Origin of the sequence: Fodinicurvata halophila, from assembly GCF_042651425.1 — a bacterium.
Classification (GTDB): domain Bacteria; phylum Pseudomonadota; class Alphaproteobacteria; order Kiloniellales; family DSM-21159; genus Fodinicurvata; species Fodinicurvata halophila.
The window spans coordinates 195,761-219,368 of record NZ_JBHSCW010000006.1 but is presented as its reverse complement, the minus strand read 5'-3'; the positions used below and the strand labels follow the sequence as shown (position 1 = coordinate 219,368).

General features: G+C 53.7%; 19 protein-coding genes. 12 read left to right on the top strand and 7 right to left on the bottom strand.

The features are described from left to right. The first annotated feature begins 964 nt into the window (after window positions 1-964). The 10 genes from ACFOW6_RS12020 to ACFOW6_RS11975 all read left to right on the top strand — a co-directional run bounded on the left by ACFOW6_RS12020 (window position 965) and on the right by ACFOW6_RS11975 (window position 11,743). Window positions 965-1,870 (top strand): MurR/RpiR family transcriptional regulator, encoded by a 906-nt coding sequence (locus ACFOW6_RS12020; protein ID WP_382422613.1) that lies wholly within the window; start codon window positions 965-967, stop codon window positions 1,868-1,870. A gap of 58 nt (window positions 1,871-1,928) precedes the next feature. Further along, window positions 1,929-3,578, top strand: coding sequence for an ABC transporter substrate-binding protein (locus tag ACFOW6_RS12015; RefSeq protein ID WP_382422612.1), 1,650 nt, complete (start codon window positions 1,929-1,931; stop codon window positions 3,576-3,578). An 86-nt stretch (window positions 3,579-3,664) separates the two neighbouring features. After that, window positions 3,665-4,984 carry an aspartate aminotransferase family protein gene (locus ACFOW6_RS12010; RefSeq protein ID WP_382422611.1) on the top strand — a complete coding sequence of 440 codons (1,320 nt, stop codon included), beginning with the start codon at window positions 3,665-3,667 and terminating at the stop codon, window positions 4,982-4,984. A 21-nt stretch (window positions 4,985-5,005) separates the two neighbouring features. After that, the gene (locus ACFOW6_RS12005) at window positions 5,006-5,854 is read left to right on the top strand and encodes a nitrilase-related carbon-nitrogen hydrolase (RefSeq protein ID WP_382422610.1); all 849 of its coding nucleotides are present in this window, start codon (window positions 5,006-5,008) and stop codon (window positions 5,852-5,854) included. A 52-nt stretch (window positions 5,855-5,906) separates the two neighbouring features. Continuing rightward, window positions 5,907-6,944 carry a phosphotriesterase family protein gene (locus tag ACFOW6_RS12000; RefSeq protein ID WP_382422609.1) on the top strand — a complete coding sequence of 346 codons (1,038 nt, stop codon included), beginning with the start codon at window positions 5,907-5,909 and terminating at the stop codon, window positions 6,942-6,944. Between the two features lie 30 nt (window positions 6,945-6,974). Next, the gene (locus tag ACFOW6_RS11995) at window positions 6,975-7,916 is read left to right on the top strand and encodes an ABC transporter permease (protein WP_382422608.1); all 942 of its coding nucleotides are present in this window, start codon (window positions 6,975-6,977) and stop codon (window positions 7,914-7,916) included. A 1-nt stretch (window position 7,917) separates the two neighbouring features. Beyond that, the gene (locus ACFOW6_RS11990) at window positions 7,918-8,799 is read left to right on the top strand and encodes an ABC transporter permease (RefSeq protein WP_382422607.1); all 882 of its coding nucleotides are present in this window, start codon (window positions 7,918-7,920) and stop codon (window positions 8,797-8,799) included. A gap of 7 nt (window positions 8,800-8,806) precedes the next feature. Then, window positions 8,807-9,871 carry an ABC transporter ATP-binding protein gene (locus ACFOW6_RS11985; RefSeq protein ID WP_382422606.1) on the top strand — a complete coding sequence of 355 codons (1,065 nt, stop codon included), beginning with the start codon at window positions 8,807-8,809 and terminating at the stop codon, window positions 9,869-9,871. Continuing rightward, a complete protein-coding gene (locus ACFOW6_RS11980) occupies window positions 9,868-10,899 on the top strand; it encodes an ABC transporter ATP-binding protein (protein ID WP_382422605.1) in 1,032 nt (343 codons plus the stop codon). The genes ACFOW6_RS11985 and ACFOW6_RS11980 overlap by 4 nt, the downstream gene beginning before the upstream one ends. A 190-nt stretch (window positions 10,900-11,089) precedes the next feature. Continuing rightward, entirely contained in the window at window positions 11,090-11,743 is a 654-nt protein-coding gene (locus ACFOW6_RS11975) for an SOS response-associated peptidase (protein ID WP_382422604.1), read from the top strand. 254 nt (window positions 11,744-11,997) lie between these two features. On the opposite strand, the gene ACFOW6_RS11970 is transcribed toward ACFOW6_RS11975, so the two are convergent. From ACFOW6_RS11970 to ACFOW6_RS11960, 3 genes are all read right to left on the bottom strand, one after another. After that, on the bottom strand, window positions 11,998-13,263 hold the full coding sequence (locus tag ACFOW6_RS11970) for a Y-family DNA polymerase (RefSeq protein WP_382422603.1): 1,266 nt from the start codon (window positions 13,261-13,263) through the stop codon (window positions 11,998-12,000). A 655-nt stretch (window positions 13,264-13,918) separates the two neighbouring features. Then, entirely contained in the window at window positions 13,919-14,611 is a 693-nt protein-coding gene (locus ACFOW6_RS11965) for a thermonuclease family protein (protein WP_382422659.1), read from the bottom strand. Between the two features lie 425 nt (window positions 14,612-15,036). Then, on the bottom strand, window positions 15,037-17,187 hold the full coding sequence (locus ACFOW6_RS11960; protein ID WP_382422602.1) for an AAA family ATPase: 2,151 nt from the start codon (window positions 17,185-17,187) through the stop codon (window positions 15,037-15,039). Between the two features lie 484 nt (window positions 17,188-17,671). Between ACFOW6_RS11960 and ACFOW6_RS11955 the strand changes: the two genes are divergently transcribed. Continuing rightward, on the top strand, window positions 17,672-17,956 hold the full coding sequence (locus ACFOW6_RS11955) for an SMP-30/gluconolactonase/LRE family protein (protein ID WP_382422601.1): 285 nt from the start codon (window positions 17,672-17,674) through the stop codon (window positions 17,954-17,956). A gap of 831 nt (window positions 17,957-18,787) precedes the next feature. Continuing rightward, entirely contained in the window at window positions 18,788-19,021 is a 234-nt protein-coding gene (locus ACFOW6_RS11950; RefSeq protein ID WP_382422600.1) for a hypothetical protein, read from the top strand. A 61-nt stretch (window positions 19,022-19,082) separates the two neighbouring features. Here ACFOW6_RS11950 and ACFOW6_RS11945 read toward each other — a convergent pair whose 3' ends face one another. The 4 genes from ACFOW6_RS11945 to ACFOW6_RS11930 all read right to left on the bottom strand — a co-directional run bounded on the left by ACFOW6_RS11945 (window position 19,083) and on the right by ACFOW6_RS11930 (window position 23,220). Further along, window positions 19,083-20,120, bottom strand: coding sequence for a Swt1 family HEPN domain-containing protein (locus ACFOW6_RS11945; RefSeq protein WP_382422599.1), 1,038 nt, complete (start codon window positions 20,118-20,120; stop codon window positions 19,083-19,085). A gap of 140 nt (window positions 20,121-20,260) precedes the next feature. Further along, a complete protein-coding gene (locus ACFOW6_RS11940) occupies window positions 20,261-20,581 on the bottom strand; it encodes a nucleotidyltransferase domain-containing protein (RefSeq protein ID WP_382422598.1) in 321 nt (106 codons plus the stop codon). A 288-nt stretch (window positions 20,582-20,869) separates the two neighbouring features. Continuing rightward, window positions 20,870-22,411 carry an AAA family ATPase gene (locus ACFOW6_RS11935; RefSeq protein ID WP_382422597.1) on the bottom strand — a complete coding sequence of 514 codons (1,542 nt, stop codon included), beginning with the start codon at window positions 22,409-22,411 and terminating at the stop codon, window positions 20,870-20,872. Window positions 22,412-22,551: 140 nt separating this feature from the next. Then, the gene (locus ACFOW6_RS11930; protein ID WP_382422596.1) at window positions 22,552-23,220 is read right to left on the bottom strand and encodes a hypothetical protein; all 669 of its coding nucleotides are present in this window, start codon (window positions 23,218-23,220) and stop codon (window positions 22,552-22,554) included. Between the last annotated feature and the right edge of the window lie 388 nt (window positions 23,221-23,608).

The window sequence follows — 23,608 nt, the reverse complement described above, 5'->3', positions numbered from 1 at the left end:
ATCTCCTATCAGGTAGGCGGTATTTTTAGATCGCCGATGTCGTCACTACAAAACGTCTATCAACACCTAGCTGATCCAGACGCCCATGGCGACGTCACTGTCGATAACAAACTGAATTAATCAGTTTAGTTAACACATCAGTTGACCGCTAAAATTTTACTGTATGTAACCCTGTGGGCAAGGCTTCAGGATGCCAAGGAACTTACCGTTTGCCCACGGTGCGGGCGCGTGTCAAAGCGGTTCATGCAGCCTGTTCGCTTCTCGCTTATTGGTGTCTGCCCGGTTCGCAGGCCGCCTAGCGACGGATGTGCTTGGAGGTATTGACGGGTGTGGAGCGACGGAGGCTCTGGTCACCGGGCCATAAGCAGGTGATCCTGACTTCGGTTGGGGTTAAACGGACGAGCATTACTGATGTTGCGCGTCGACACGTCATAACGCGCTAGCATGACTACCAGTGGCGCTGCGACTTGCGTCGCAAGGACCTTTTTGCGGATGGACACGTCGTAGTCATGGTAGTGGATATGATGCCGCAAGCCATGGCTGAGCAGACTTCGATGTCGGAGCAGGTGGTGTTGTTGATATTGGCCTCGCAACGTACAGCGCCTACGTTGTGCTGGCGCTTCGCCAGAGGCGGTGGTGCGCCACATGATCCGCTGGGCAGTGGCGGTATGATCGGCCCAAACAATAGCATGCACGAATAGTTTCCCGATTGGTTGGTATGCGTTCTGCTAGGCCGCAACTCCATGGGATATCATCATCCTTCGGAGAGTTTGCGTATCAAATTCCCAGAAATGGCTGAGCTCAGAAGGCCTGGAAGCTATAGCTCCAGGGTCAATAAATACGTAAGCAAACAATATGCACTAGAATTTGCATAATATACGTATGTGCAAAAAACTATTGCGTAGATAAATTATGCATGTACAGTTTGCACATATGGACGCAACGCAAATGCGGAAGGCTCCTTATGGCGACAATCGAAGCTTCTCAAGCTGTACCTCAGACGACTTCTGAGCTAAGCGCCATAGTGGAGGGGGTTCGTCGTGGGGATGATCGACGGATCGGGCGTCGTGCCCTTGGGGCTTTGGTCTTAATGCTTGAGCATCCGCATCGTGCGGCAGTTCAGAACATTTCCCAGATCGCGAAAGAAACCAATGTCGATCCCTCGACCCTGACCCGGTTAGGGCAACGCCTAGGGTTCAGCGGGTTCACTGAGTTACAGGAGGTCTTTCGCAGACATGTCGCTGAACGCGGGCTTTTCTACAGTAGCCAGACACAGGGGCTCATAGAAAGGAATCATCCTGGCGCTGCCAATGGGTTTCAGGATCTCGCGAATGAAGAAGTCGGCAGATTGCTGGAGACAGTCGCTGGGCTCGATGAAGAGGAAGTCAGGCGTGCTGCAGAACTGATCTGCAATGCGGAAGTGGTTTACGTGATGGGGCTTAGAGCAACCCATGCTGTCGCCTACTTCTTCACGTCCTTCGCCAGCTTCTTGCGTCCCAGAATTTTCATGCTGGGTACATCCGGAGCTGCAATTGCCGAGGAGATGGCGCAGATAACGGACAAGGATGTCTTCGTCCCCGTCTCGTTCAGGCCCTACACCCAGATCACCGTGGATGCGTGCTCAGCGATGATGAAGAGGGGAATTCCCATCGTTTCGCTGACCGATCTGTCTTCCCCGATCGCTGGAGAGGGGCCCTCTCATGTGACCCTCAGGGCCAGAGGTCCCTTTTACTTCAGTTCAGCCGCTTCGAACTTCTTTGTGGCGCAGATCCTGTTGTCTGCTGTCGCGCAGCAGCTTGGCGAAACCGCGATTAATCACATGGGGAACGTGGAGACCTTGCTGAAGGAGCTGTCTATCGAAACCGAATAATAATGTGCCGGGAAAACAAAAACGAGCCGGTGAACCGCTTAAACAAGGGAGTACACGGATGAGTGAGATATACCAATCTGATGCGATCAATAAAGATCGCAGGACATTTCTGAAGGGTGCTAGTGGGCTTGCAGGAGCTGCATTTCTATCAAGCCTCGGCTGGTCAACTAAAAGCGCCAAAGCTGCCGACGGTGTGCTGAGAGTCGTTCCGCAGGCTGATCTCCGTACTTTGGATCCTGTTTTTACAACAGCCCAGATCACGGCCAATCACGCCCACATGATCTATGACATGCTCTTCGCGATGAACGATGAGCTGGAGCCACAGCCTCAAATGGTCGGGGATTATTCGATCAGTGACGATGGCCTGACTTACCAATTCAAGCTGAGGGACGGACTCAGGTTTCACGATGGGACTGACGTCACGGCCAAGGACTGTGTTGCTTCAATAAAGCGTTGGTCTCAAACGAGAACCGAGGGCGGCTTGATGATGGAGCGGGCAGAGTCTCTTGAGGCCGATGATGAAAAGAGCTTTACGCTACAGCTCTCCGAACCATTTGGGATGGTCTTGTTGGCATTGGCCAATCCAGTTCTTCCCTGCGTTGTCATGCGCGAGGAAGATGCTCAAAAAGCTGCCAGTGAGCAGGTTGAAACGACGGTTGGCTCGGGGCCCTTCATCTTTGTGGATGATGAATGGGATCCAGGACACAAGGTGGTTTATCGTCGCAACCCTGACTATGTTCCGAGAGACGAGCCAGCCAATGGTTTGGCAGGGGGCAAAGTCGTAAACGTCGAGCGGGTGGAATGGCTCTACATCCCTGATCCCGGGACGGCAGTACAAGCCCTTCAGGCAGGCGAGGTGGATATGTTGGAGTTCCCCTCGCACGACATGCTGCCTCAGTTGGACAGCGATCCGAATATTGCCGTTAAGGTCATAGATCCAGTTGGCTACCAAGGGATGCTCAGGATGAATACCCTGATTCATCCGTTTGATCATCCCAAAGCCCGCCAGGCGTTGCTTCATCTGGTTCAGACGCAGCAACAGGACTACTTGTCTGCGATGATTGGAGTGCCGGATTACGAACGCGTCTGCCTTTCACCGTTCATTTGCGGATCTCCTAGTGAATCTGAAGCAGGCCTCGAGCAATTCGAGGGCAGCGAAGATCCGTTTGAGGTTGCGCGGAAGCTTTTCGAAGAAGCCGGATACGATGGACGACCGGTTGTATTCATGGATCCAACCGATCAGAACCTAATGCACCTCATGAGTCTCGTTGCTGCAGATCATCTACGGCGTGCGGGACTGGAGGTGGAGCTACAGGCTCAGGATTGGAGTACACTTACGTCTCGCCGCCCCATCAAGGAAAGCCCGGAAGAGGACCGGGGTGGTTGGCACATATTCCCCACATGGTGGCCGGGCTTCACGATGCAGAACCCGATCACCAATGTACCGCTGGACACGAGCTGTGATGGAGACAACTGGTATGGATGGCCCTGCGATGAAGAGCTTGAAGAGTTGCGGGTTACCTATGCCAACGCCCAAGGCGTCGAAGAACGCCAGGAAATCATAGATGGATTACAGACTCGGTTCTTTGAGTCTGTACCTTATGTCCATGTCGGACAGTTTTTCCGACCAGTAGCCTTCGTAGAAGATCGAATAAGTGGTGTTGTTGGGCAGCAAAGCCCAGCTTTCTGGAACATCGAGAAATCATGATTATTAGAGTGCGGGTATCTACGGATAACCCGCACTCTCTTTTTTTGGGTAATAAAAATCAAATACTAAAAGGGACTAGGGATTAAATGTCACCTGATCCAAAGCCGAACACAGATTTGGCAACAGCTCTTGACGATGCTGCTTCGCGATACCTCTCAAAGAATCCCCTTAGCTTCGAGCAGCACAACAGGGCTCGTCAATCGATGCCCGGCGGTAACACGCGCACGGTTCTATACTGTGAGCCGTTTCCGATTACTATTGCAGAGGGAGATGGGGCGTATATTCGTACACTGGATGGACATGAATATGTTGATTTTCTGGGCGAATATACGGCCGGTTTGTATGGTCACTCCGAGCCGATCATAATCGATGCGGCAAAAAAGGCCCTTGATGGGGGCATCGTTCTGGGCGGGCACACACAGCTTGAGCAACAGCTCGCCGAATTGCTCTGTGATCGCTTTCCCTCTTTGGAGCGCGTGCGCTTCACCAATTCAGGGACAGAAGCCAACCTCATGGCTATGTCGTTGGCCCGAGCGACCACGGGGCGAAACAAGATACTGGTATTTCACGGTGCTTACCATGGCGGCGTGTTCGTTTTCGCCGGTGGAGGGAGCCCAATTAATGCGCCGTTCGAGTTTGTTCTGGGACAGTATAACGATATCGAGAGCACCCTAGAGCTTGTCAGGGAGCATGCCTCGGATCTAGCAGCCATAGTGGTAGAACCCATGATGGGGGCCGGGGGCTGCATTCCGGCAAAAGCAGAATTTCTGCAAGGACTGCAGGACGCCGCTACGGATGCAGGTGCGTTGTTCATCTTTGATGAAGTCATGACATCACGCCTGGCTCCCGGTGGCCTGCAGGAACTCCTGGATATCACTCCAGATCTGACCGTCCTGGGGAAATACATTGGGGGAGGCTTTAGCTTTGGGGCCTTCGGTGGGGCGTCCAGACTGATGGACCATTTTGACCCGCATAAGCCGGGTTCATTCCCTCATGCAGGAACGTTCAACAATAACATACTGACGATGTCAGCTGGATATGCCGGGATGAGCCGCGTCTTCACTTCGGAAGCCTCGCGTGAGCTTAATCAACGGGGGGAAAACCTGCGCCATCGCCTGAATGAGATTTGTAAAGCTGCTGGGGTCCCAATGCAGTTCACTGGTCGGGGCTCGATGATGACCGTGCACATGCGCGAGGGTGAAATTCACTCTCCCAAGGATGCAGCTCAGGCGAACAGTGATCTGCGTGAACTTTTCTTCCTGGATCTTATAGATGCAGGTGTGTGGTTGGCACGACGTGGAATGATCAACGTCTCGTTGCCCATGAGGGATGCGGAATTCGATAAGCTGTGTGCTGCGGTGGAAGAATTTGTCTCGGTAAGGAAGCCACTGCTTGTGAAACACTGAGTTTCTGAAAAGGAGAGAGTCATGAAAGCTGGCCTGATACAGATGTCACTCAAGGGAGAGACGGACCTTTCGCCGGATGTTCTACGAGAGCACATGCTCGATGCTCATGAGAAGCTGATCGATCAGGCTGGTGCCCAGGGTGTCCAAGTTCTCTGCATGCAGGAGATTTTCAATCAGCCGTACTTCTGTGCTGTAACTGATGACAAGTGGTTTAACGCGGCCGAAGAGGTTCCAGATGGCCCCACGGTTCAGCGAATTTCATCCCTGGCTCGAAAACACGAGATGGTTATCGTCGCGCCCATCTATGAAATAGACGACGGAAAATACTACAATACAGCTGCTGTTATAGATGCCGATGGCAGGTATCTGGGGAAATACCGAAAGAATCACATACCCAACCTTCCTCAAGGCAAGGAGACCTACTACTTCGAGCCAAGCAACATGGGCTATCCGGTGTTTGATACCCGGTATTGCAAGCTTGGCGTCTATATCTGCTACGACCGGCATTTCCCGGAAGGATGGCGCGCGCTGGCACTGAATGGTGCGGAGTACGTGGTGAACCCAAGTGCGACGCCTGCAGACCTGAGCCGATACCTCTGGCAAATCGAGCAGCCTGCAGCTGCTGTTGCCAACGGCTTCTTCATTGGTGCCATCAATAGAGTCGGCAGAGAAGCCCCCTGGAATATCGGCGACTTCTACGGATCCAGCTACTTTGTGAGCCCAAAGGGACAGATCATAGCCCAAGCCAGTGACGATCAGGATGAGCTTGTAGTGGCTGATCTGAATTTGGAGGAAGTAAAGGAAGTGCGCTCGAAATGGAAATTCTTCGAGGCACGGCAACCAGGAACTTACGCTGAGCTAACGAAATAAAAACCAGAACTCAAGCTCGCGAAACGAATAATATGTACAGTGGAGGCAAGGGATGAACCGGGAAGACCTAAAAGGCAAAATTCAAACAGTAACCGGCTTGATTGAGCCGGAGGCTCTTGGCCAAACGCTCATGCATGAACACGTTTTGTGCGACATCCGCTCCCCAGCAAAGCGGAAGATCGAGGCCAACGATCCCGAGATCACTCTCCAGAACTATCACGACATCGCTTACGGCAGAGTCGAGCACATCACCAAATACCGGTTAGATATGATTGAGGTGGCCAAAGAAGAAATGCGCCAGCTCAACAAGGTTGGTGGCCAAGCCGTTGTAGAACTGACCTGCGGTGGATTGCGCCCCGATCCAGAAGGCCTGGTTGAAGTCGCCAAAGACAGCAACGTCGATATAATCATGGGCTGCGGCCATTACGTCGAAGAATACCAAGACCCTGAAAACTTCAATCGAAGTGTGGACGATTTTGCTCAGGAGATGGTTGGTCAGGTTTTCGGGGGAGCCTGGGGAACCGAAATACGGGCAGGCTTAATTGGTGAGATCGGTTGTCAGTCCCCTTGGACGAACCTGGAGAAAAAAGTGATGCGCGGGGCTATCATCGCGCAGGAAGAAACCGGGGCGGCATTGAACGTCCATCCTGGACGCGATCAAGATCAGCCTCAGGAAGTCGCGGATTTTGTCAAAGAGCATGGGGGTGATGTTTCGCGGCTGGTTATCAGCCATATTGATCGCACGATCTTTGATGAGGAACGGCTACTTCGTTTGGCGGACACCGGTTGCATTATCGAGTTCGACCTTTTCGGTCTCGAGCACACCTACTATCCGCTGGCAGACATCGATATGCCGAATGATGGTGCCCGGTTGAAGTTCATCCGGACGTTGATCGAACACGGTCACCTGGATCAAATCGTGATCTCACAGGATATTTGCTATCGCACAAGGCTCTCCCAGTTTGGTGGCCACGGTTACGCTCACATTTTCAAGAATGTTCTGCCGCTGATGCGAGAGCGTAATTATACCGAAAACGAGATCGAGGCTATTCTTGTCCGGACTCCTCGCAGAATTCTGACAATACAATAAGACTCTGGAATCTGCAGAGAGGAGCGACTCGTGTTCTCCTACATAGTTCAACGACTGCTAGCTACCATTCCTGTTATGGGCGTCGTCGCTCTGGTGGTGTTCTCCCTACTTTACTTTAGTCCTGGAGACCCCGCGACGATTATTGCCGGAGACATGGCCAGCGCAGAGGACGTGCGCGAGATCCGCGAGCAGATGGGCTTGGACCAGCCATATTTTGTTCGCTTCGGCACCTGGATTGGCGGGGTTCTGCAAGGTGATTTGGGAACGTCCATTTTTACCAATCGCCCGGTTGCAGACCTTATATTGCAGAGATTGGAGCCGACCGTTGCTCTGACCGTATCAACGATGATTGTGGCTGTTGCTCTTGCTGTACCTTTAGGGGTGATCGCCGCCTGGAAGGCTGGCACGGCTATTGATCGGATTGTGATGGGGTTTGCGGTTCTGGGATTTTCAGTACCGGTTTTTGTTATCGCATATACCCTTATTCTGGTCTTCTCCGTATGGCTAGAAGTCCTGCCGGTTCAAGGATATGTCAGTATTTCCGAAGGGTTCCTGCCCTTCATTCAGCATCTAATTCTGCCCAGTCTTGCCCTTGGGACCGTGTTTGCCGCTTTGATAGCGAGGATAACAAGGGCGAGCATGCTCGAGGTCCTGAGCCAGGATTATGTCAGGACAGCCAAATCCAAGGGGCTTAACCAGAAAGAGGTCTTGCTGCGCCATGCGCTGAAGAATGCAGCTGTTCCCATTGTTACAATAATTGGGATTGGAGTTGCTCTGCTGATTGGTGGAGTGGTCATCACAGAGACGGTGTTCGCCATTCCCGGCTTGGGGCGGCTAACGGTGGACGCAATCCTGCGTAGAGACTATCCGATAATACAGGGAGTTATCCTGCTGTTTTCATTTGTATATGTATTCATCAATCTTCTTGTCGATGTCAGCTACTGCTTCTTCGACCCGAGGATTCGGTACTAACATGGCAATCTCAACTCTTACCCCTCCTCGGATTGCAAGGAGTCGGCTCACTGGTCGACTGGTTGCTCAGATAAAGCGTCATCCCACTGTGGCTCTGGGCTCATCACTGCTGCTTTTGATGATGGCTATGGCTCTTTTAGCTCCGGTACTACAGACCCATGGCCCTCAAGCTATTTCTCCAGCTGATCGACTTCAGGGCCCCTCAGGCGAATTTGTCTTTGGCACCGATATGCTGGGCAGGGATCTGTATAGCCGCGTTGTGCATGGCTCAAAGATATCACTGCTCGTCGGTGTTGGGGTCGCTGCTATTAGCATCAGTGTCGGGTTGGCCATTGGCTTGTTAACAGGTTTTCTCCGTTGGTTTGACGCCATTGTAATGCGGATCATGGATGGACTGATGTCCATCCCTCCTGTGTTGCTAGCAATCGCCCTTATGGCCCTTGCCGGAGCTAGCATTCAGAATGTGATAATGGCGATTGCCATTGCTGAAATACCAAGAGTGGTTCGTCTGGTTCGAAGCCTGGTTCTCAGTTTACGAGAGGAACCTTATGTTGAAGCGGCCGTGTCCAGTGGCACGCCCCTACTGCGTATTCTGATACGACATATACTTCCAAACACACTTGCTCCGTTGCTCGTGCAGGGAACCTATATCTTTGCGTCCGCAATGATCCTGGAGGCTATCCTTTCCTTCATTGGAGCAGGCACACCTCCGGAAATCCCGAGTTGGGGAAATATTATGGCCGAAGGGCGGACCTACTTTCAGTCCGCACCTTACATAATTCTCTTTCCCGGCTTCTTTCTATCGCTCGCTGTTCTGGCTGTGAATCTCCTGGGAGATGGTCTGCGCGACGCCCTGGATCCGCGCTTAGCACGGCGACTGTGAGGAGGCTATGGTGACAACAATCGAAAGCGCCGAGGAAGATGCGGTTGGCCACCAAGGGCACGAAGAGTGCGCTCTGCTGGAAGTGGAAGGCCTATCTACGTATTTTTTTACCCGCGATGGTGTGGTGCGTGCCGTAGATGACGTTTCGTTCTCTGTTAGGGCTGGGGAAACCTTAGCAGTTGTTGGCGAAAGCGGCTGTGGAAAGAGCGTCACCTCCCTCTCGATTATGGGGCTTCTTCAAACGCCTCCGGCAAGGATCGTCTCCGGGCATATCAAGCTTCAAGGACGTGACCTCTTGGATTTGCCTGAAGCGGAGATGCGCAAAGTCCGCGGCAATGAGATCTCCATGATCTTCCAGGAACCAATGACCTCTTTGAATCCCGTCCTGACGATCGGTCGTCAGATAGGAGAGACATTGGTTCTGCATGAAGGGTTAAGTGAAAAAGAGGCAGAGAGCCGAGCTGTTGACTTGCTGCGCCTCGTGAACATTCCGGAAGCCGAACGCCGGGTGCGTGAGTACCCACATCAGCTTTCAGGCGGCATGCGTCAGCGTGTGATGATCGCTATGGCGTTGGCATGCAAACCCAAGCTCCTTGTAGCCGATGAACCGACCACTGCCCTGGACGTAACGATCCAGGCGCAGATTCTTGAGCTCATGAGTGACCTTAAGCAGAAAACCGGTAGCGCGATCATTTTCATCACGCACGACCTGGGTGTAGTGGCGGAAATGGCCGAAAGGGTCGTCGTGATGTATGCCGGAAAAAAAGTGGAGGAAGCGCCTGTCGTAGACCTCTTTGAACGTCCTCGTCATCCCTATACAGAAGGCTTGCTTGCATCGGTACTCAAGCTTGGAAGCTCCTCAGGAGAGGGGGAGGAAAGACGGCTGAACGAGATACCTGGAACAGTTCCTTCCTTGAAAGATGAAATAGTCGGGTGCCCCTTCGCCCCGCGTTGTTCCTATGCGACGGACTATTGCCGAGCCAATGCTCCTGTCTTGGAGGAAAAGGCTCCTGAGCATTTTGCCGCTTGCTTCCATTCCGATCAGCTGGTTGAGCAGGAAGGCAGAGAATGACTATCGGAACTGTAGCTCCAGAGACGGAAACGCCTCTGCTGGAAGTAGAGAACCTGAAGAAGCACTTTCCTATCAGGAAGGGCTTGTTTTCACAGGTGGTTGGCCAGGTCTATGCCGTGGATGGCATCTCTTTCTCCGTCGCTTCCAATGAAACACTGGGAATTGTCGGGGAAAGTGGTTGTGGTAAGTCGACAGCAGGCAAAGCGATCCTGAACCTCATCAAGCCCACTGATGGACAAGTGAGGCTTGAGGGCCAACGAATAGATAATTTAAGCGGCGCAAAGATGCGGGCCGTCCGAAAGCAGCTTCAAGTCGTATTCCAGGATCCATACTCTTCACTGAATCCGCGTCTCCGGGTCGGCGAGATTGTGGGTGAGCCGATACTCAACTTTGATAGCCGCAGTCGACATTCGCGAGAAGAACGCGTTGTCGAACTGCTGGAAAAAGTGGGGCTGCCTGCAGAGGCAGCCAAAAAGTATCCCTATGAATTCTCGGGTGGGCAGCGCCAGCGAATTGGTATTGCGAGGGCGCTCGCCTTGGATCCCAAGATGATAGTGTGTGATGAGCCTGTTTCTGCCTTAGATGTCTCGGTCCAGGCACAGGTCGTAAATCTCCTAATGGACCTTCAACAAGATTTGAAACTTTCGTACTTGTTTGTAGCGCACGATCTGGCGGTGGTTGAGCACATCAGTCATCGTGTTGCCGTCATGTACCTTGGCAAGATTGTCGAGCTTTCCGACAAGCACTCTCTATTCAGTGGTCCTCTCCATCCGTATACGGAGGCGCTCCTCTCCGCAGTTCCGCAACCGTCGCCACGGCGAAAGCCAGATAGAATTGTGCTCAAAGGAGATGTGCCGAGCCCGATAAACCCTCCCAAGGGGTGTCGGTTCCACACCCGTTGTCCTTATGCTTTCGACCGCTGCTATGTAGAGGAGCCACCACTGCGTGAAGTTCAGCCAGGGCGCCAAGTGGCTTGTCATCTTCATGATGAGACAGAAGAAACTAAGAGCTCTTCTGTACCTTTGTAGGCCCAACTGATCCAAACTTGGGGCAAGATCACTCAACCAAAGATTCCAGTCGCAACTGGATGAAGCCTTGGGGTCATGTCACTGCTTAGGTTCAAAGAAGCATAGATAATATCGGTGGAAGTCCCTGCAAATTTAGTGAGTTCCCGCAGTATAACTTGCGTCCGGATTTACAATTCGTGAGCATGTCACTATGTGCGGACGCTACACTGAAAGCCGTTCCCTGGTGGATATCCAGGACCGCTTCACGCCTGACGTGATTGGCGACGAGCTAGACCTAGCCCCCCGCTTCAATCTAGCCCCAACACAGCGAGCTCCGATCCTTCGAAAGGTCGACGGCAAGCGGGAACTCACGCAACTCGTCTGGGGCCTTGTTCCGTTCTGGGCGAAAGATAGGTCAATCGGTAGTCGGATGATCAATGCTCGAGTTGAAACTGTGACAGAGAAGCCCGCCTATCGAGCGGCTTTTAGGAAGCGCAGGTGTCTTGTGATCGCGGACGGCTTTTATGAATGGAAGCGCGAGGAGGACAGGAAGTGGCCCTGGTACTTCTGTCGGGAAGACCGAGGTCTCTTTGCCTTTGCTGGTCTGTGGGAACAGTGGACAGGTGACGGAGACGCACTCGAGACCTTCACTATCCTCACGACAGACGCCAACGACCTGGTGAAGGAGGTACATCCTCGGATGCCGGTCATACTGCGGCTCGACCAGGAAGACCCATGGCTGGATTTGGAAAAGACGGACCTTGCTCCGCTGGAGGCCTCTGAAATGATGTCCTGGCCAGTCTCAAAGGCAGTCAACTCGCCAAAGAATGACGGTCCGCATCTTGTAGAAGCCGCAGTGAGCTAGAGGCTAAGCAAGACCACCAACGAAGCCGCTCAGCTCATCTAAGCGTACCATGGAGAGCCTAACCTGGCCGCGACAGCCACGTGCCTTACAGATCGTCTCCTTTTCCAACTCGGCGATCGACAGAAACTCCCGCTCCGGTGACACACAGACAATCGCACGTGTGAGGTAATGGGTATGCCCACACTTCCGACAGCGGGCCTCCAGCTTCTGCTCGTCGGCTAGGTCTCCAACGCGGATGTTCTCCTTCCAGCCGCTCACCAGAAGTCCTCCGCTGAAGGCACTCGGGTGTAGCTGATCTTGCCGCCCACGTGGCCGCCTTTGGGAGGGTTCCAGTACCCGAGGCTGACCACCGTACCTGCATAGCGAGCGTTGAGTTCATCGATGGCCTGACTGATGTTCTCCCAGCGTTGACGAGTTCGATCGTCACGTAACAACAGGTCGAGCTGTCGTTCGCTCGCGGGGGAGAGATCATAGAGGGTCACGCCCACGCGGAAGATCATTACTCCACGCGGAAAGGCTTTCTCCACCTGGCCCCACAGTCCCGTCAGAGCTTTGAGGACCGCCTGGTCATCACGAACGATCGGTAGCTCAGTCTTGCCAAGCCAGGTACCGCTGCGGGTCGATAACCAGAGCCAAAGACCACCCGCGTAGTAATTCTCACGGCGTAAGCGACGAGCTGCCTTAGTCAGGAGCAGTCGGGAGATCTCACGTGCCGCCGGGACTGTTCTCGAATCTGGGGGCAAGACACGCCCGTGACCGAACATACCCCGCCCGGAAGGCTGGGCCTGGATGTCATAGCCGTGCAATGCGTACCACAGGCGCTCACCGGTCACGTTGCCCCAGAGCTTACGCATGTGCTTGGGTTGGAGACTGTACAGTTCTTCCGTAGTGACCACGCCCGCCATCTGTAGGCGTACTTTCATGTTGCTACCAACGCCTGGGATATCGTCGAGCGGAACGGCAAAGAGGGGTTCCGGCATGTCCTCCGGGTCCCAGATGGCAAGGCCGTCACCGTAGCTCCCCTTGCTGTGCTTGCCTTCCTTGCAGGCGATCTTCGCTAGCTGCCGGTTGGCCGCGAAGCCGATGGAACAGGTGATCCAAGGCCCGATGTTCTCCCGGATCGCCACCTTGATCCGTCGGGCCAAATCCACTGGATCATGTCGGTCAGCCTCGTCCAGACGGCAGGTCAGTTCGTCGATGGATTTTGCTGCGTCGATGGGAATGACGGTCTCGATCTCTGAGAGGAGGGCGTTGTGTGCTCGCCTATAGAGGTCAGGCTTCTGTGGCACCAGGACGAGGCCGGGGCAGCGTTGCCGCGCTTCACGGACCGGCATGACGTTCTTGACGCCATAGGCCTTGGCTTCACGCGAACAGGCAATGACTGTCGTTCTGTCTGTACCATCAAAGGGGACGACACCGATGGGACGGCCGCGCAAGCGGCGGTCACATTGCTGTTCAACCGCCGCAAAGAAGCCGTCGAAGTCGAGGTATAGGCGTTCGATGGTCTCCGGTTTGCGCATAGTGCCTCTGCCCTGAATGAGAACATATAGAGAACATCTATGTAGGGCTGTGAGTCAAGGCAGTGTTGCTGACTCGTTCAAAGCTTGTGATGGAGACGCTTATGTACAGAGAGGAAAGCGATTGGGTTGCATAAGGATAAAATGGGATATACCCTACAACCTAGGGAGGTGATAACATGTTGAAAACTCTTACTTTAAGTGTGGTAACGGTGGCTCTGGCCGGGGGTATTGGATTAGCTGCCCCAAGTCAGCCCCAGGCAGCTTGCGTTGGCTCTGGGTCCTATCAGTCCTGCACGGATCAGTACGGTAACACCTACAGCATCCAGCGTTTTGGCGATCAGACGTATATGCAGGGCTATAATAGCCAAACGGGTTCCACGTGGTCCCAGAACTCAACGACAATGGGAAACACGACGTTCCATAACGGAATGGATAGCGATGGAGATAGCTGGAACTCGACCACAACACAGATGGGTGACTTCAGAAGCTGGTACGGAACCGATAGCGATGGGAACTCCTTTCAGGGTTCCTGCACGATTGGCTTCAATTGTTAGCGGACATTTGAGGGTATAGGCAGATGCCCTAGAGTTTAAGTTGTGTGCCTTAAAGTAAATGGTCTAAAGGGGTGTGGAGGGTGATCTCTCCAGTCATCCTCTCATCTCCTTGCTCTACGCCACCCAGCGTCTCGAGCTTCCTCTTCGGAGCAGAACCATCGCTCTCCCCTCGAAGGACTGATTCTCGTCCTGCCGTAATAGTCGTCGCTGGGCATGTGGTAGATCTTGACCCCGTCCCTGTTGATGTTCCCCTTGATATTGCAGTTACGGCTTTGGGAGGGAGCCTCTGACCTAGTAGCAGCTTCCTGGCCTCCTACACGGTCTCCACGACGCCAGTCCCACGGCATCACGAAGTCACTTGCCCAGATGTTTCTTTCGGCCTCTTGGGCTCGCTCTTCGTGGTTCACGTAGGCTTCAGAATACTGTCGGTATGCGACTGCCCAGCCTTGACTGACCATCCAGCCGTTGAGGTCTACATCGCCCTTCCGGCAGACGCTGACCACACGGTCGTAACGGTCCATAGCGACACCCTCACATTGAACAGGGGCCTGCCCGATGCGATCCGCCAGGGCGAAAGCTGCCTTCTGTCCGCAGCTCCATTTCTGACCGGAGTCATCTACACAAAGCTGACGGCTCTCAGGAGCATCGATCCCATGTAGGCGTATGCGATGGCCGTGAATTTCAATGGTGTCCCCATCGACCACTGAGGCCCTGCCAGAGATCTCTGGGGCGGCGAGGGTTTCAGCAGAGGCCAGGAGGCAAAGTGAAACCAAGAAGGCGGATATGCGGAGCATTCTATACATGGTGCATCAATATCATCGATATCGTTGAAAAGATGTTACTGAGCTGTAAGGCTCAAGTTTAGCAATGGATTGGGCAGCTCTCCGCACTGCGCTGTGAGTTACTTTCGGACACTCCGTCTCGATTGCTACCGGAGCCATGGCGTTCAATGCGCTCCATCTTTGGCAAACTCACAGCCATTGTGCGGATTATTGCTTCCACGCCTGTTTTTGAGTGCCATAAACGCTGCCCCTTGGCGTTCCCATATGCGTTGCGAGGAGATGTTGATTACGCAATCAATACTTCTCGTCATCATCAATGTAATCTTTTGCTGAGAACGGTTTCAGAGATACAACGCCTTGATCGGGATTCACTGGTTCCGCCACCGTACGCTTGGTCAGGATCATCGCTCTGATCCTCTGCCCAACCGTCGCCCAGGTCAGGCTGCGTGGAAACCCAGAGGGTGTCGTAGGTCGTCGGACTTCGCTTCGGCCTCCTCTTGCAGCATTTGGACAAGAGCTTGGTGGTCATTCCGTGTCCCGAGAACATTCGCCTTGTGCCGAACGAGGGCAAAATCCGCCGGTGTCAAGTTGCGCAGAGTCCGCAACCTCTCCGGCGGCTCCATCTGATAGAAGCCGCGGAACGCTACCAGCACCATCGACTCCGTCAGATAATTGAACTTGAGCTTGAACGTAAAACGCCTCAGAGAGGCTTGGTCGATGCGTTCCATCAGGTTTGTGGTGCATATGAAGGGCAAGGGGTGCCGCTCCATTTGCGAGAGCATCTCATTGACCTGGGTGATCTCGAACTGGCGATGTGCCTGGCTTCGCTCCGCCAGCAGACTGTCCGCCTCGTCGAAGACCAGGACAGCATCCCGTTCCCGAGCTTCCGCGAAGGCACTTGCGATGCTGGCCTCGGTCTGACCGACATAAGGACCCAAAAGGTCCGAAGCACGCTTTTCCAGAACGTCCATGCCCAGGGTCTCGGCCAGGAGGTGGGCGAGTTCGGTCTTGCCGGTTCCGGGGTGGCCGTAAAGGCAGAAGGATATATCGCGTCTCTCACCTTGGGCCAGGCGCTCGAGCAGATCCGGAAGGTCGCTCTGCGTGTTGAACAGGCGCAGGTCCAGGGAGTTCGTGTCGCGGCCCGTCGCGCTGGTTGCGGTCCCAGCGCCCGACAGGGCCTGCTGGATGCCGGTGATCGCGTGCTCCACATCCTGAAGGTTGCCACTCGCCAAGGCCGCCGCACGCAGACCGTTCGCCCCCACGCCTGGAGAAACGAGGAACCGCGAAAGTTGGTCCGTTTCCTCAGTGGTAAGGGTCAGGTTCTCCGTCCGCGCCATGCGCTCCCAGATTCGGGCCCGTACCTTGGCGGGCGGCAGTCCCATCCGGATCGAGAAGGTCATGCGGCGTCGCACTCTGACGGGAATCGAACTTAGATCGTTCACGATCCAGATAATGGGGCGGTTGTTCTCCTCCAGCAGCCTGTTGAGGAAGACCTTCGAGCCGGTGGTGGACGAATTACCTCGGAAGACCGGCAGGTTCCATTCGAAGAGATCCTCAGCGTCATCAACAAGAACCGCACTCTGTGTGTCGAGGCAGAGTATATTCTGCAGCAGCAGGAGGTCCTGGAGGCGCTCGCTGCGCATGGGCTCGAAGCCCTTCTCGTCTTCCTCGCCCGCCGGATAAAGCGACAGGCCTGCCGCGGCGGATGCCACCTTGGCGAACTCGGTCTTACCGGTGCCGGGCGGGCCATGGATCAGAATGTTTATACCTTCGGGTTCTTGCTCCCTGGTCCCTTGCAGCAGTCGAACCAGCAGGTCCTGGTCCCGGTTCAGATGGGCAAAGTCCTCCGGCTCCAGTTCGGAGCGACAGGCCTCTCCAATAATATCCTTTTGCAGCTGTTCGACATTTTCATAGGGGCGTGCGAGGATCCGTTCCAGACGGGGCACCAGCTTGAACCAGCCATAGAAGGAACAGTCGCTTTCATCCACCAGCAGCACGCCCGAGCGCCGCAGGGTGCAATCGGGCAGGGTGAGCCTGTGAGCCTCTTCCCGCGATATGTCGAGCAGGCAGGAAACTGTTTCCGAGGCTGATCTCAGTTTGGCGATAAGCTCATCGGTCAGGTCTTCCAGGCCACGGCTGTACTGACAGGCGGCGACCGTGAACAGAAAGTGGGCCTCGGTCTCGCCAAGACCGACCAGCTCGGCGATATGGGATACATTCCGCTCGACCTGATTGAGGAGCGAATCCTCCTTGCTGCTGTCGTCCTGCTGCAATGAAAGAATGAGGTGATCGAGCAGCGCCTCCTTCTCCTCTCCGGTACTGACATCGGGGCTCGTCTCCAGGAACTGGTCCAGCGCGTCCGCGGCTTCGTCGACAGCTTCTTCGTTGCGTTTCGGGAAAAGTCGCGCCAGACAATCCCGGCCGTCCTGGTCGAGGCTTTCCGGCGGTGTGTGTTTGAGTACCTTCAGGCAGGGAGGAACGATCTTCGGATAGATATGTCTTTTTTTAAGGGCAGCGGCGGCATACCTGAGTGCGAGCCTGTCGCGCAGATCATTGCGTCCTGTAATGTCTCTATAGTTTAGCTTCATTATACCTCCAACCCGGTTGAACTGGCTTGCCATGGAGCTCGGTAACGCAAAACAAAGCGCGACAAATCCCCCCCTCTGTCTGGACGTGAGCACGCCCCCAAGACCAAGGGATTATCAGGATGTCGGTTCTTGCCGGAACTTCATGGAAGTGCATGGATTATATCAAATGCCACGGAAATATATCGTACAAACTTGAGCTGAGATCAGTCATATTATATCGATTGAACGATCCAGTCCGGTTTACCATTCATACAATCCTGGTGATGCAGGAAGAACATAACGTCTCATGCAGCTGCGCTTACGCCGGTGGTGGGGCGCAAGCGGAGGCAGGTAGAACCCTTGGGCTCTTTTCTTCCAGAGGAAGTATTTCGAGGGGCAAGCGAGCCCAAGTCTTGAAAACCAATCGCTCGACCATGAAGCCTCGCATTGGTTTCATATCCCGAAAACCAATAGGTCTATATCGGTTGATGAAAAGAGCCTTCTGGTGGCTCTTACCCGCGCCAATCAGGTTTGGAGATTGCCGCTCCATCCTGATGGGACCACCTCCAAGGTCTCAGCGTTTATAAATCTGTCCGGGGGGCTGGCCGGACCTGATGGGCTTGCCATGAACAAAGACGGCGGACTTGCCATTGCACATTGTGGATTGGGGACTGTCTGGGTGCTGAATAGGCTGGGAGAGCCGCTCTATCGAGTGCAGTCCTGTGAAGGCCTGTCCACAACGAATATTGCTTATGGGGGCAGCGATAACCGGCAACTCTTACATCACTGAATCTGATACCGGGTGTATTCTGAGGGCCACCCTGCCAATTGCTGGGCAACCAATGTACTCTCATCTCTGAAGCGGTACTGGAATATGGTGTCGTGCAGCAGCTTCAAGGTTGGATTGATATCCCGTGTATCCTAAGCGTGGCGCTTTTGACCGGTTCATATCCGGCGGCCTTGAAGAAGTTGTTGCACTCTTGCTTAGCGAAGACTTCGCAGAAATAGCTGATGGTCTGCCAGCGCTCGTCGTGGGAGTGATCGGCGGTTTTGTGTGTCAGGGCCATCTATATGGAAACGCCATATCGAAGGGTGTGAGATCAGGGCTGTAGGGCGATAGGAAATAGATCTAGGCGCCGAGATTCTGTAGGGTTTGGAGGCTTTGGGCCTTTGTGGTTGGGGAGGTTGTCGAAGGTGATCACATCGCTCGGCTACAGAAGGCCTTATAGAGCTGTGGAATGGCCATCTTCCGGCCCGGAACCAGAATTCAAGGAGGTGAGCGAAAATGCTCGGGTGGGGGCAGCAAGACTGTCATTGCTCAGGTGATTCACTGGGGAAGGGACACCACCGGGCACAATAGTTCCATTTGCATATTGATATTTTGGCAGTCTTTCCCCGGGTGCCGGTCGTGCTCCGAACTCAATTTCCTGAATGTCGCTCTTGGGGATGGATACGCTGATCTTCGATTGTTTTCTGGTTGCTGATCCGGACCTCACGCATGGAGCATTGTAAAGGTATTAAACTGGGTGCGGGACCCAATGAAAAGCTGTATCAGACAGTAGTGGCGAATGGGGCGCACCTTTTCTCCTCGGCAAAGCAAATATGTATCATGGAGGATTAAGTGGACCGCGCACTAACGGTATTCATCTATGTCTGGATTGGCCTGTTCGTACTGGCAAATCTTGCGGGCATCCTTGGACAGTTCTATCTGAACGGTTTCTCCGAGGGTGTTAGCTACATCCAGGAGATTTACAACCCGTTCAATTTCATAAACTACCTGTTTTCCGCTATCGTTCTGTCACCAGCGATCGGAGCTTACTTTTGGCGGGAAAACAGGAGGGCAAAGATCGCGTAATGTGATTCAAACAACCTGGGTAACACTCTGCCATTGGTGACCAGATTGCATTATGAGCGGCCTACCGGATTGAGTGCAGTAAGCGCGTTGCCTCAACATACAAAAGCAACTTATCGTACTCGGTAATCGTCCGCGCGTGCATCGTGTCCAAGCGTATTGGGTGCAATCGGTCGAAGCTCTCCTGAACGCTTTCCGGGCGGTTGAAATATGGATGGAATACGTTGCGCCAATTGTCCTTCTTGACAATCAGCTTTTCGTAATCCGTGAAGTCCGCATAGTGGATCAATGATCTGCTGACCGCCCCACCCTTTTCCGTCCTGTGTTTCTTAGTCTTCCACTTTACAAGGATGTCCCTGGGTACCTGTGTCTCGACCCAATTCGGTCCATAAAAGTGCTCCATCTGTCTGACGACGAAAGCTCGAAGCTCGCTTTCCAATCGCATAAGCCAGTTGTGAGCTTCATTCGTGCGCTCAAAGGCTTCCTCGGTTTCCTCATCATCAGCTAATGGCAAAGGTGGGGTGTGCAAATCCAATAGATGAGGCTCAGGAATTTGCAGTCCCGAACAGCGCAGGCCTTCCTTGCTGTCCTCGAGAGAACCCGACGTCAGTTCCCGATCAAATCCAAGATCCCTGTAGAAATCAGTGCGTGCATCAAGGTTGGTAAAGATGTCTCCAGGCCAATCAAGGGATCCCCGCCAGTCACCAAGATCCCCACGCAACGAAGTTGCCAAGTCATCACTATATGGCGGCAGCCGCGATACGGCCGTGCCAATGTTCATCAGGGCCTCGAAACCAGGAGACAGCCTGACTTTCTCCATCGTCTCACGGTAAGGCTCGAGCATCCTTTCGACGGATGCGTTGATCTCGTCAACTGTCTCTCTATGTCGTGCAAGGGCATGTGCATATGGGCCGGAACTCAGCCTTTCGCTCAGTTCCGTAAAGGAACTGAAGTCAGGTGACTGTATACGGTCGTAAAACTGACTGAGGGCATCATGCCTTTGAACGACTTCTTCGACCCTTTTAACCATAGGGTGCACAGCTAAACGTGTCAGTTCGTGCTGTTTGGATATATCCGCGAGGATTTTCGGATACTGATTCAACGCTCTCACCTTCGAATCATCGATCGAAAATTGTACTCTGATTCTGAGTGATTCGCGACCCGCTGGTAGCAGTAGGGTTGAAGAGCTAATCCTTGATCTTTCAAGGGCTTTCTGAACATACCCCGGCGAAGACAGCGTATCTATCTATCGTTACCAGTCAGCCTCCAAAAATCCTCTGGCGTTAGGTCAGCAGCGTAGAAGAGGTCGTAGGGAATGCCCGTTTCCTTGATATGCCTTGCAACCAACCGCTCGATCATCAAGCGCCGTGTTGGGTTCATGTTCCCATGAACCAGTAGGTCTATGTCAGAATGGAGGTAAAAGCTTCCGTCTACCAAGGACCCGATGACGGAAATCTGGATGTCGGCCTCTATTGCCTCCTGGCATATTTGCTCGACACAGGCCTGTGCCGTTTTCAAACGGGCGTCCGCTCTTTTTCGGGTAAGTGCCTCGAGCTTGTTCATCCATCATCCCCTGGCTTTCAGGCCGATAGAGCAAAAGGCTAGACGAGGCATTCTATGCCGACCCGGCTTGTTTGTGACTACATCGGTGGAAAGCCAATTGCAGTGAGGCATCGCACGCTACATGGAGCTCAAATGATGCGATCCAAAGGGAACACGCTGGGCCAGATATGAAATGACCGGTCCACGCTGTGGTGACCCGGTCATATTGAGAGGACAGACCCTATTCGGGTTTGCCGTTTGCAGCCTATGCTGAAGGCTGAGGTATGTGGGTATCTCATCCTTCAGCCCTCAATGTTGATTCGTCATTTTCTCGCGAGTGGCCACCACAGCATCGATGAGTCGCCGCAGATGCCGGACAGAGCCGCCCTTCCAGTAGGAGCCGAGAATGTCCAGCTCCTTCCCGGTCAGGGGAAGCGCCCAACGTTTGTCCATTCCCAACTCTTCGTAGGCCTGTACCAGGAGCGAATTCCCAATCTTGTATAGATGCTCCGGCCCTGGCTCTGGGAAAGTGATGATGCGACAGCGATCGCGGAATGGTGCTGAGAGTGTGTCCAAGCTGTTCACAGTAGCGAGCCAGATGACTTGCGAGATATCGACATTGGCTTCGAGATAGGGGTCATGCCAGTTCCTTGCTGACTGTGGTTCGAACATGCCCAAAAGCGCGTCGACAAGATTGCCGTTGTGTCGTGAAGAGCCCGCCTTCTCCAACTCATCCATGATAATTCCGGGCGAAGCGCAATTGAAGCGCCGCACCAGATTGATCGGCAAGGAAGGCTCCCCTGTCGACCAACGCCGTGGTGTGCCCGCAATTGCACCATCGGAGACCCCACCACAGGAAAACGTCTCATTCGGTACCTTCAACGCACTCAGAAACTGTTGAGCAAACCGTGTCTTCCCTGTACCCGGCGTACCAATGAAAATAGTAGGCCGGATATAGACTTCCGTACGCATCGTGAGGTCATTAAGCATGGTGTCGATGATCTGCTGAGCATGCGGAAACTCCGCCAAAAGCTGTTCCCGCACGTCCTGAAGGTCTGGTCGTGGGATGAGCGGCAACTTAGCGCTTTTCAGACGGCGGTAGGTTCTCTGTACAGTCTTACCCTCCGAGGTATCCGGATTGCCGATTTCCTTGATGACCACAAGACCAGGTTCCCCGGGTTCTGACTTGTCCTTTTCCGATTTGTCATTGCCATCCGGCCACGCAAAAACTCTCCTTCTGGCCGTCTCCCGCTCTTTCCATTCAGACACGAGGAGGTTGATCAATTGGCTTCCCTCATGCTCAATCCGATCCCGGATTTCGTTGGAAGATAACGCTGTGCTGATGTCGTCCAGCTCAGCCTGATCCAGTTTCGCTGCCAAGTATGACCAGCCCAGGGCCTGTTCAATTAGCAACAAAAAGCCATGATGAAGCTTTTTGTCCGATAGAGCGAGATAGACGATATTCACTGCAACCCGGCGCGCGGATTCCGGACAACGCATGCTGGCGGCATAATAGTCGAAGCGAAGTGCGTCATATTCACGTGCAATCCGATTGCGATCGGTCTTGATGGCGCGGAATGCCTGGGCCGCCCTTCTGAAAGATTCAGCACCCGGCTCATGTTGCACGGCTTTCAGGCATTGATGGAGCTCAGCTTCCTCGTCAGGGAGTTCCGGCCATCGCTTGTACAGACGATGGATGAACTCTTGAGCATCCGTCATAAGATGCTCCTCGCGAAAGGGCATGCTGTGCAGGAGTTCCACTGTCGAAGGAAGGTGAAGGCCTTTGATCGCCAGCTTGCTACGACGGGAAAAGATGGCCTCAAGGCGTGCGCGTTTAAATTTGTCTTTCATGATATTGTTCCTGGAAGTCTGAAGCCTTCCGGAGTGCACGAGCTGGGTATGCAGCAGCCATTAGCGAAGCTGAATGGCACCGCAATCAGCACCCGCGGCCTCCGGAAGATCCGTTTGGAAGAGGAAACCCTAAGGGCGGCTTACGGCCGCCAAATGAGGGTTTCGGGGCCGATCGGACTATCTTCCAGGTCGACTATGATCTGATGCTTGAAATAGAGATATGCGATGATGCTGATCGCACTGGTGCTCATCATAAGCGACTGAACACACTCAATGATCTGTAATGGGCCACAAGCGTCCAGCAACGCCAGAAGCTTGATCCGGTCCTCGAGAGATCCGGGCTCAACACAGGCGTCAAGAAGATCCTTTACATTCATGAGCTTGTAGCCCCCGCGGATCTCTTCTTCACGGACCACGCGGTAATCCGGCTCCGGATCCATCACCGGTGCTGACAAAGGGCTCTTCTCGGTTTGGGTTGCGACCGATCCAGCTGGAAGGGCATCCACCAGACTGTGTGTGCCATCAAGTCGATACACATGGAAATCCGGGACATGAATGCGCTGGATGCCCTCATGATCGGTGCTTGTCACGGTCCCTGCCAAGCATCGCCAGGACACGATTTCAGGATCCGCATCGAAAAGGCAACTCAGATCGCGCGCGAGCTGACTACGGAAACGTGGCTCGCTATCACAATTGACGACCTTCTGTGGTGGGAAACTCAGCCCTTCCGCGGCGGAATGGGCCTCGTTGCTCACCTGGGCGGCTTCTTCCGATAGGAGGCGCAAATGATTGATTGATAGACTCGACATAACACTAACCTCCGACGATTGGGCACAGCATGCCCAAAGCCATGAAACGGGTTCGATGGGGGAGTGGTTAGCGTATTATCGAAGAACGGACTCCACCTGCCATGGCGGCAAGCGCGCCAGTCTTGATTGAGGATGGGGCAGGTGTCTGTTGCATAATGAGTGGATGATCTCTGAAGTTCTTTGAGGAAGTCAATTCCCAAGAGTGGGTAGTACTTATGGGTATGGTTAATATTTTCCTAATGGGCCCTAAAGTGAAAATTGGAAGAGGATGGTAATTCATAAGCAGTAGGAAAATGTATCAGAGTTGAATCATCTGGAGAGGCGCAATAATCCTAGTATCACAGGGACATCTGCTGCTTTCTGGAGTGCTCATTGGTGGAGTTCGCAA

Bases quoted from the DNA above. Each gene is read 5' to 3' on its own strand.
- ACFOW6_RS11965 (WP_382422659.1), bottom strand. From the start codon at position 14,611: ATGCTCCGCATATCCGCCTTCTTGGTTTCACTTTGCCTCCTGGCCTCT.
- ACFOW6_RS11980 (WP_382422605.1), top strand. From the start codon at position 9,868: ATGACTATCGGAACTGTAGCTCCAGAGACGGAAACGCCTCTGCTGGAA.
- ACFOW6_RS12015 (WP_382422612.1), top strand. From the start codon at position 1,929: ATGAGTGAGATATACCAATCTGATGCGATCAATAAAGATCGCAGGACA.
- ACFOW6_RS12020 (WP_382422613.1), top strand. From the start codon at position 965: ATGGCGACAATCGAAGCTTCTCAAGCTGTACCTCAGACGACTTCTGAG.
- ACFOW6_RS12005 (WP_382422610.1), top strand. From the start codon at position 5,006: ATGAAAGCTGGCCTGATACAGATGTCACTCAAGGGAGAGACGGACCTT.
- ACFOW6_RS11970 (WP_382422603.1), bottom strand. From the start codon at position 13,263: ATGCGCAAACCGGAGACCATCGAACGCCTATACCTCGACTTCGACGGC.
- ACFOW6_RS11940 (WP_382422598.1), bottom strand. From the start codon at position 20,581: ATGAACAAGCTCGAGGCACTTACCCGAAAAAGAGCGGACGCCCGTTTG.
- ACFOW6_RS11930 (WP_382422596.1), bottom strand. From the start codon at position 23,220: ATGTCGAGTCTATCAATCAATCATTTGCGCCTCCTATCGGAAGAAGCC.
- ACFOW6_RS11975 (WP_382422604.1), top strand. From the start codon at position 11,090: ATGTGCGGACGCTACACTGAAAGCCGTTCCCTGGTGGATATCCAGGAC.
- ACFOW6_RS11960 (WP_382422602.1), bottom strand. From the start codon at position 17,187: ATGAAGCTAAACTATAGAGACATTACAGGACGCAATGATCTGCGCGAC.
- ACFOW6_RS12010 (WP_382422611.1), top strand. From the start codon at position 3,665: ATGTCACCTGATCCAAAGCCGAACACAGATTTGGCAACAGCTCTTGAC.
- ACFOW6_RS12000 (WP_382422609.1), top strand. From the start codon at position 5,907: ATGAACCGGGAAGACCTAAAAGGCAAAATTCAAACAGTAACCGGCTTG.
- ACFOW6_RS11990 (WP_382422607.1), top strand. From the start codon at position 7,918: ATGGCAATCTCAACTCTTACCCCTCCTCGGATTGCAAGGAGTCGGCTC.
- ACFOW6_RS11935 (WP_382422597.1), bottom strand. From the start codon at position 22,411: ATGAAAGACAAATTTAAACGCGCACGCCTTGAGGCCATCTTTTCCCGT.
- ACFOW6_RS11985 (WP_382422606.1), top strand. From the start codon at position 8,807: ATGGTGACAACAATCGAAAGCGCCGAGGAAGATGCGGTTGGCCACCAA.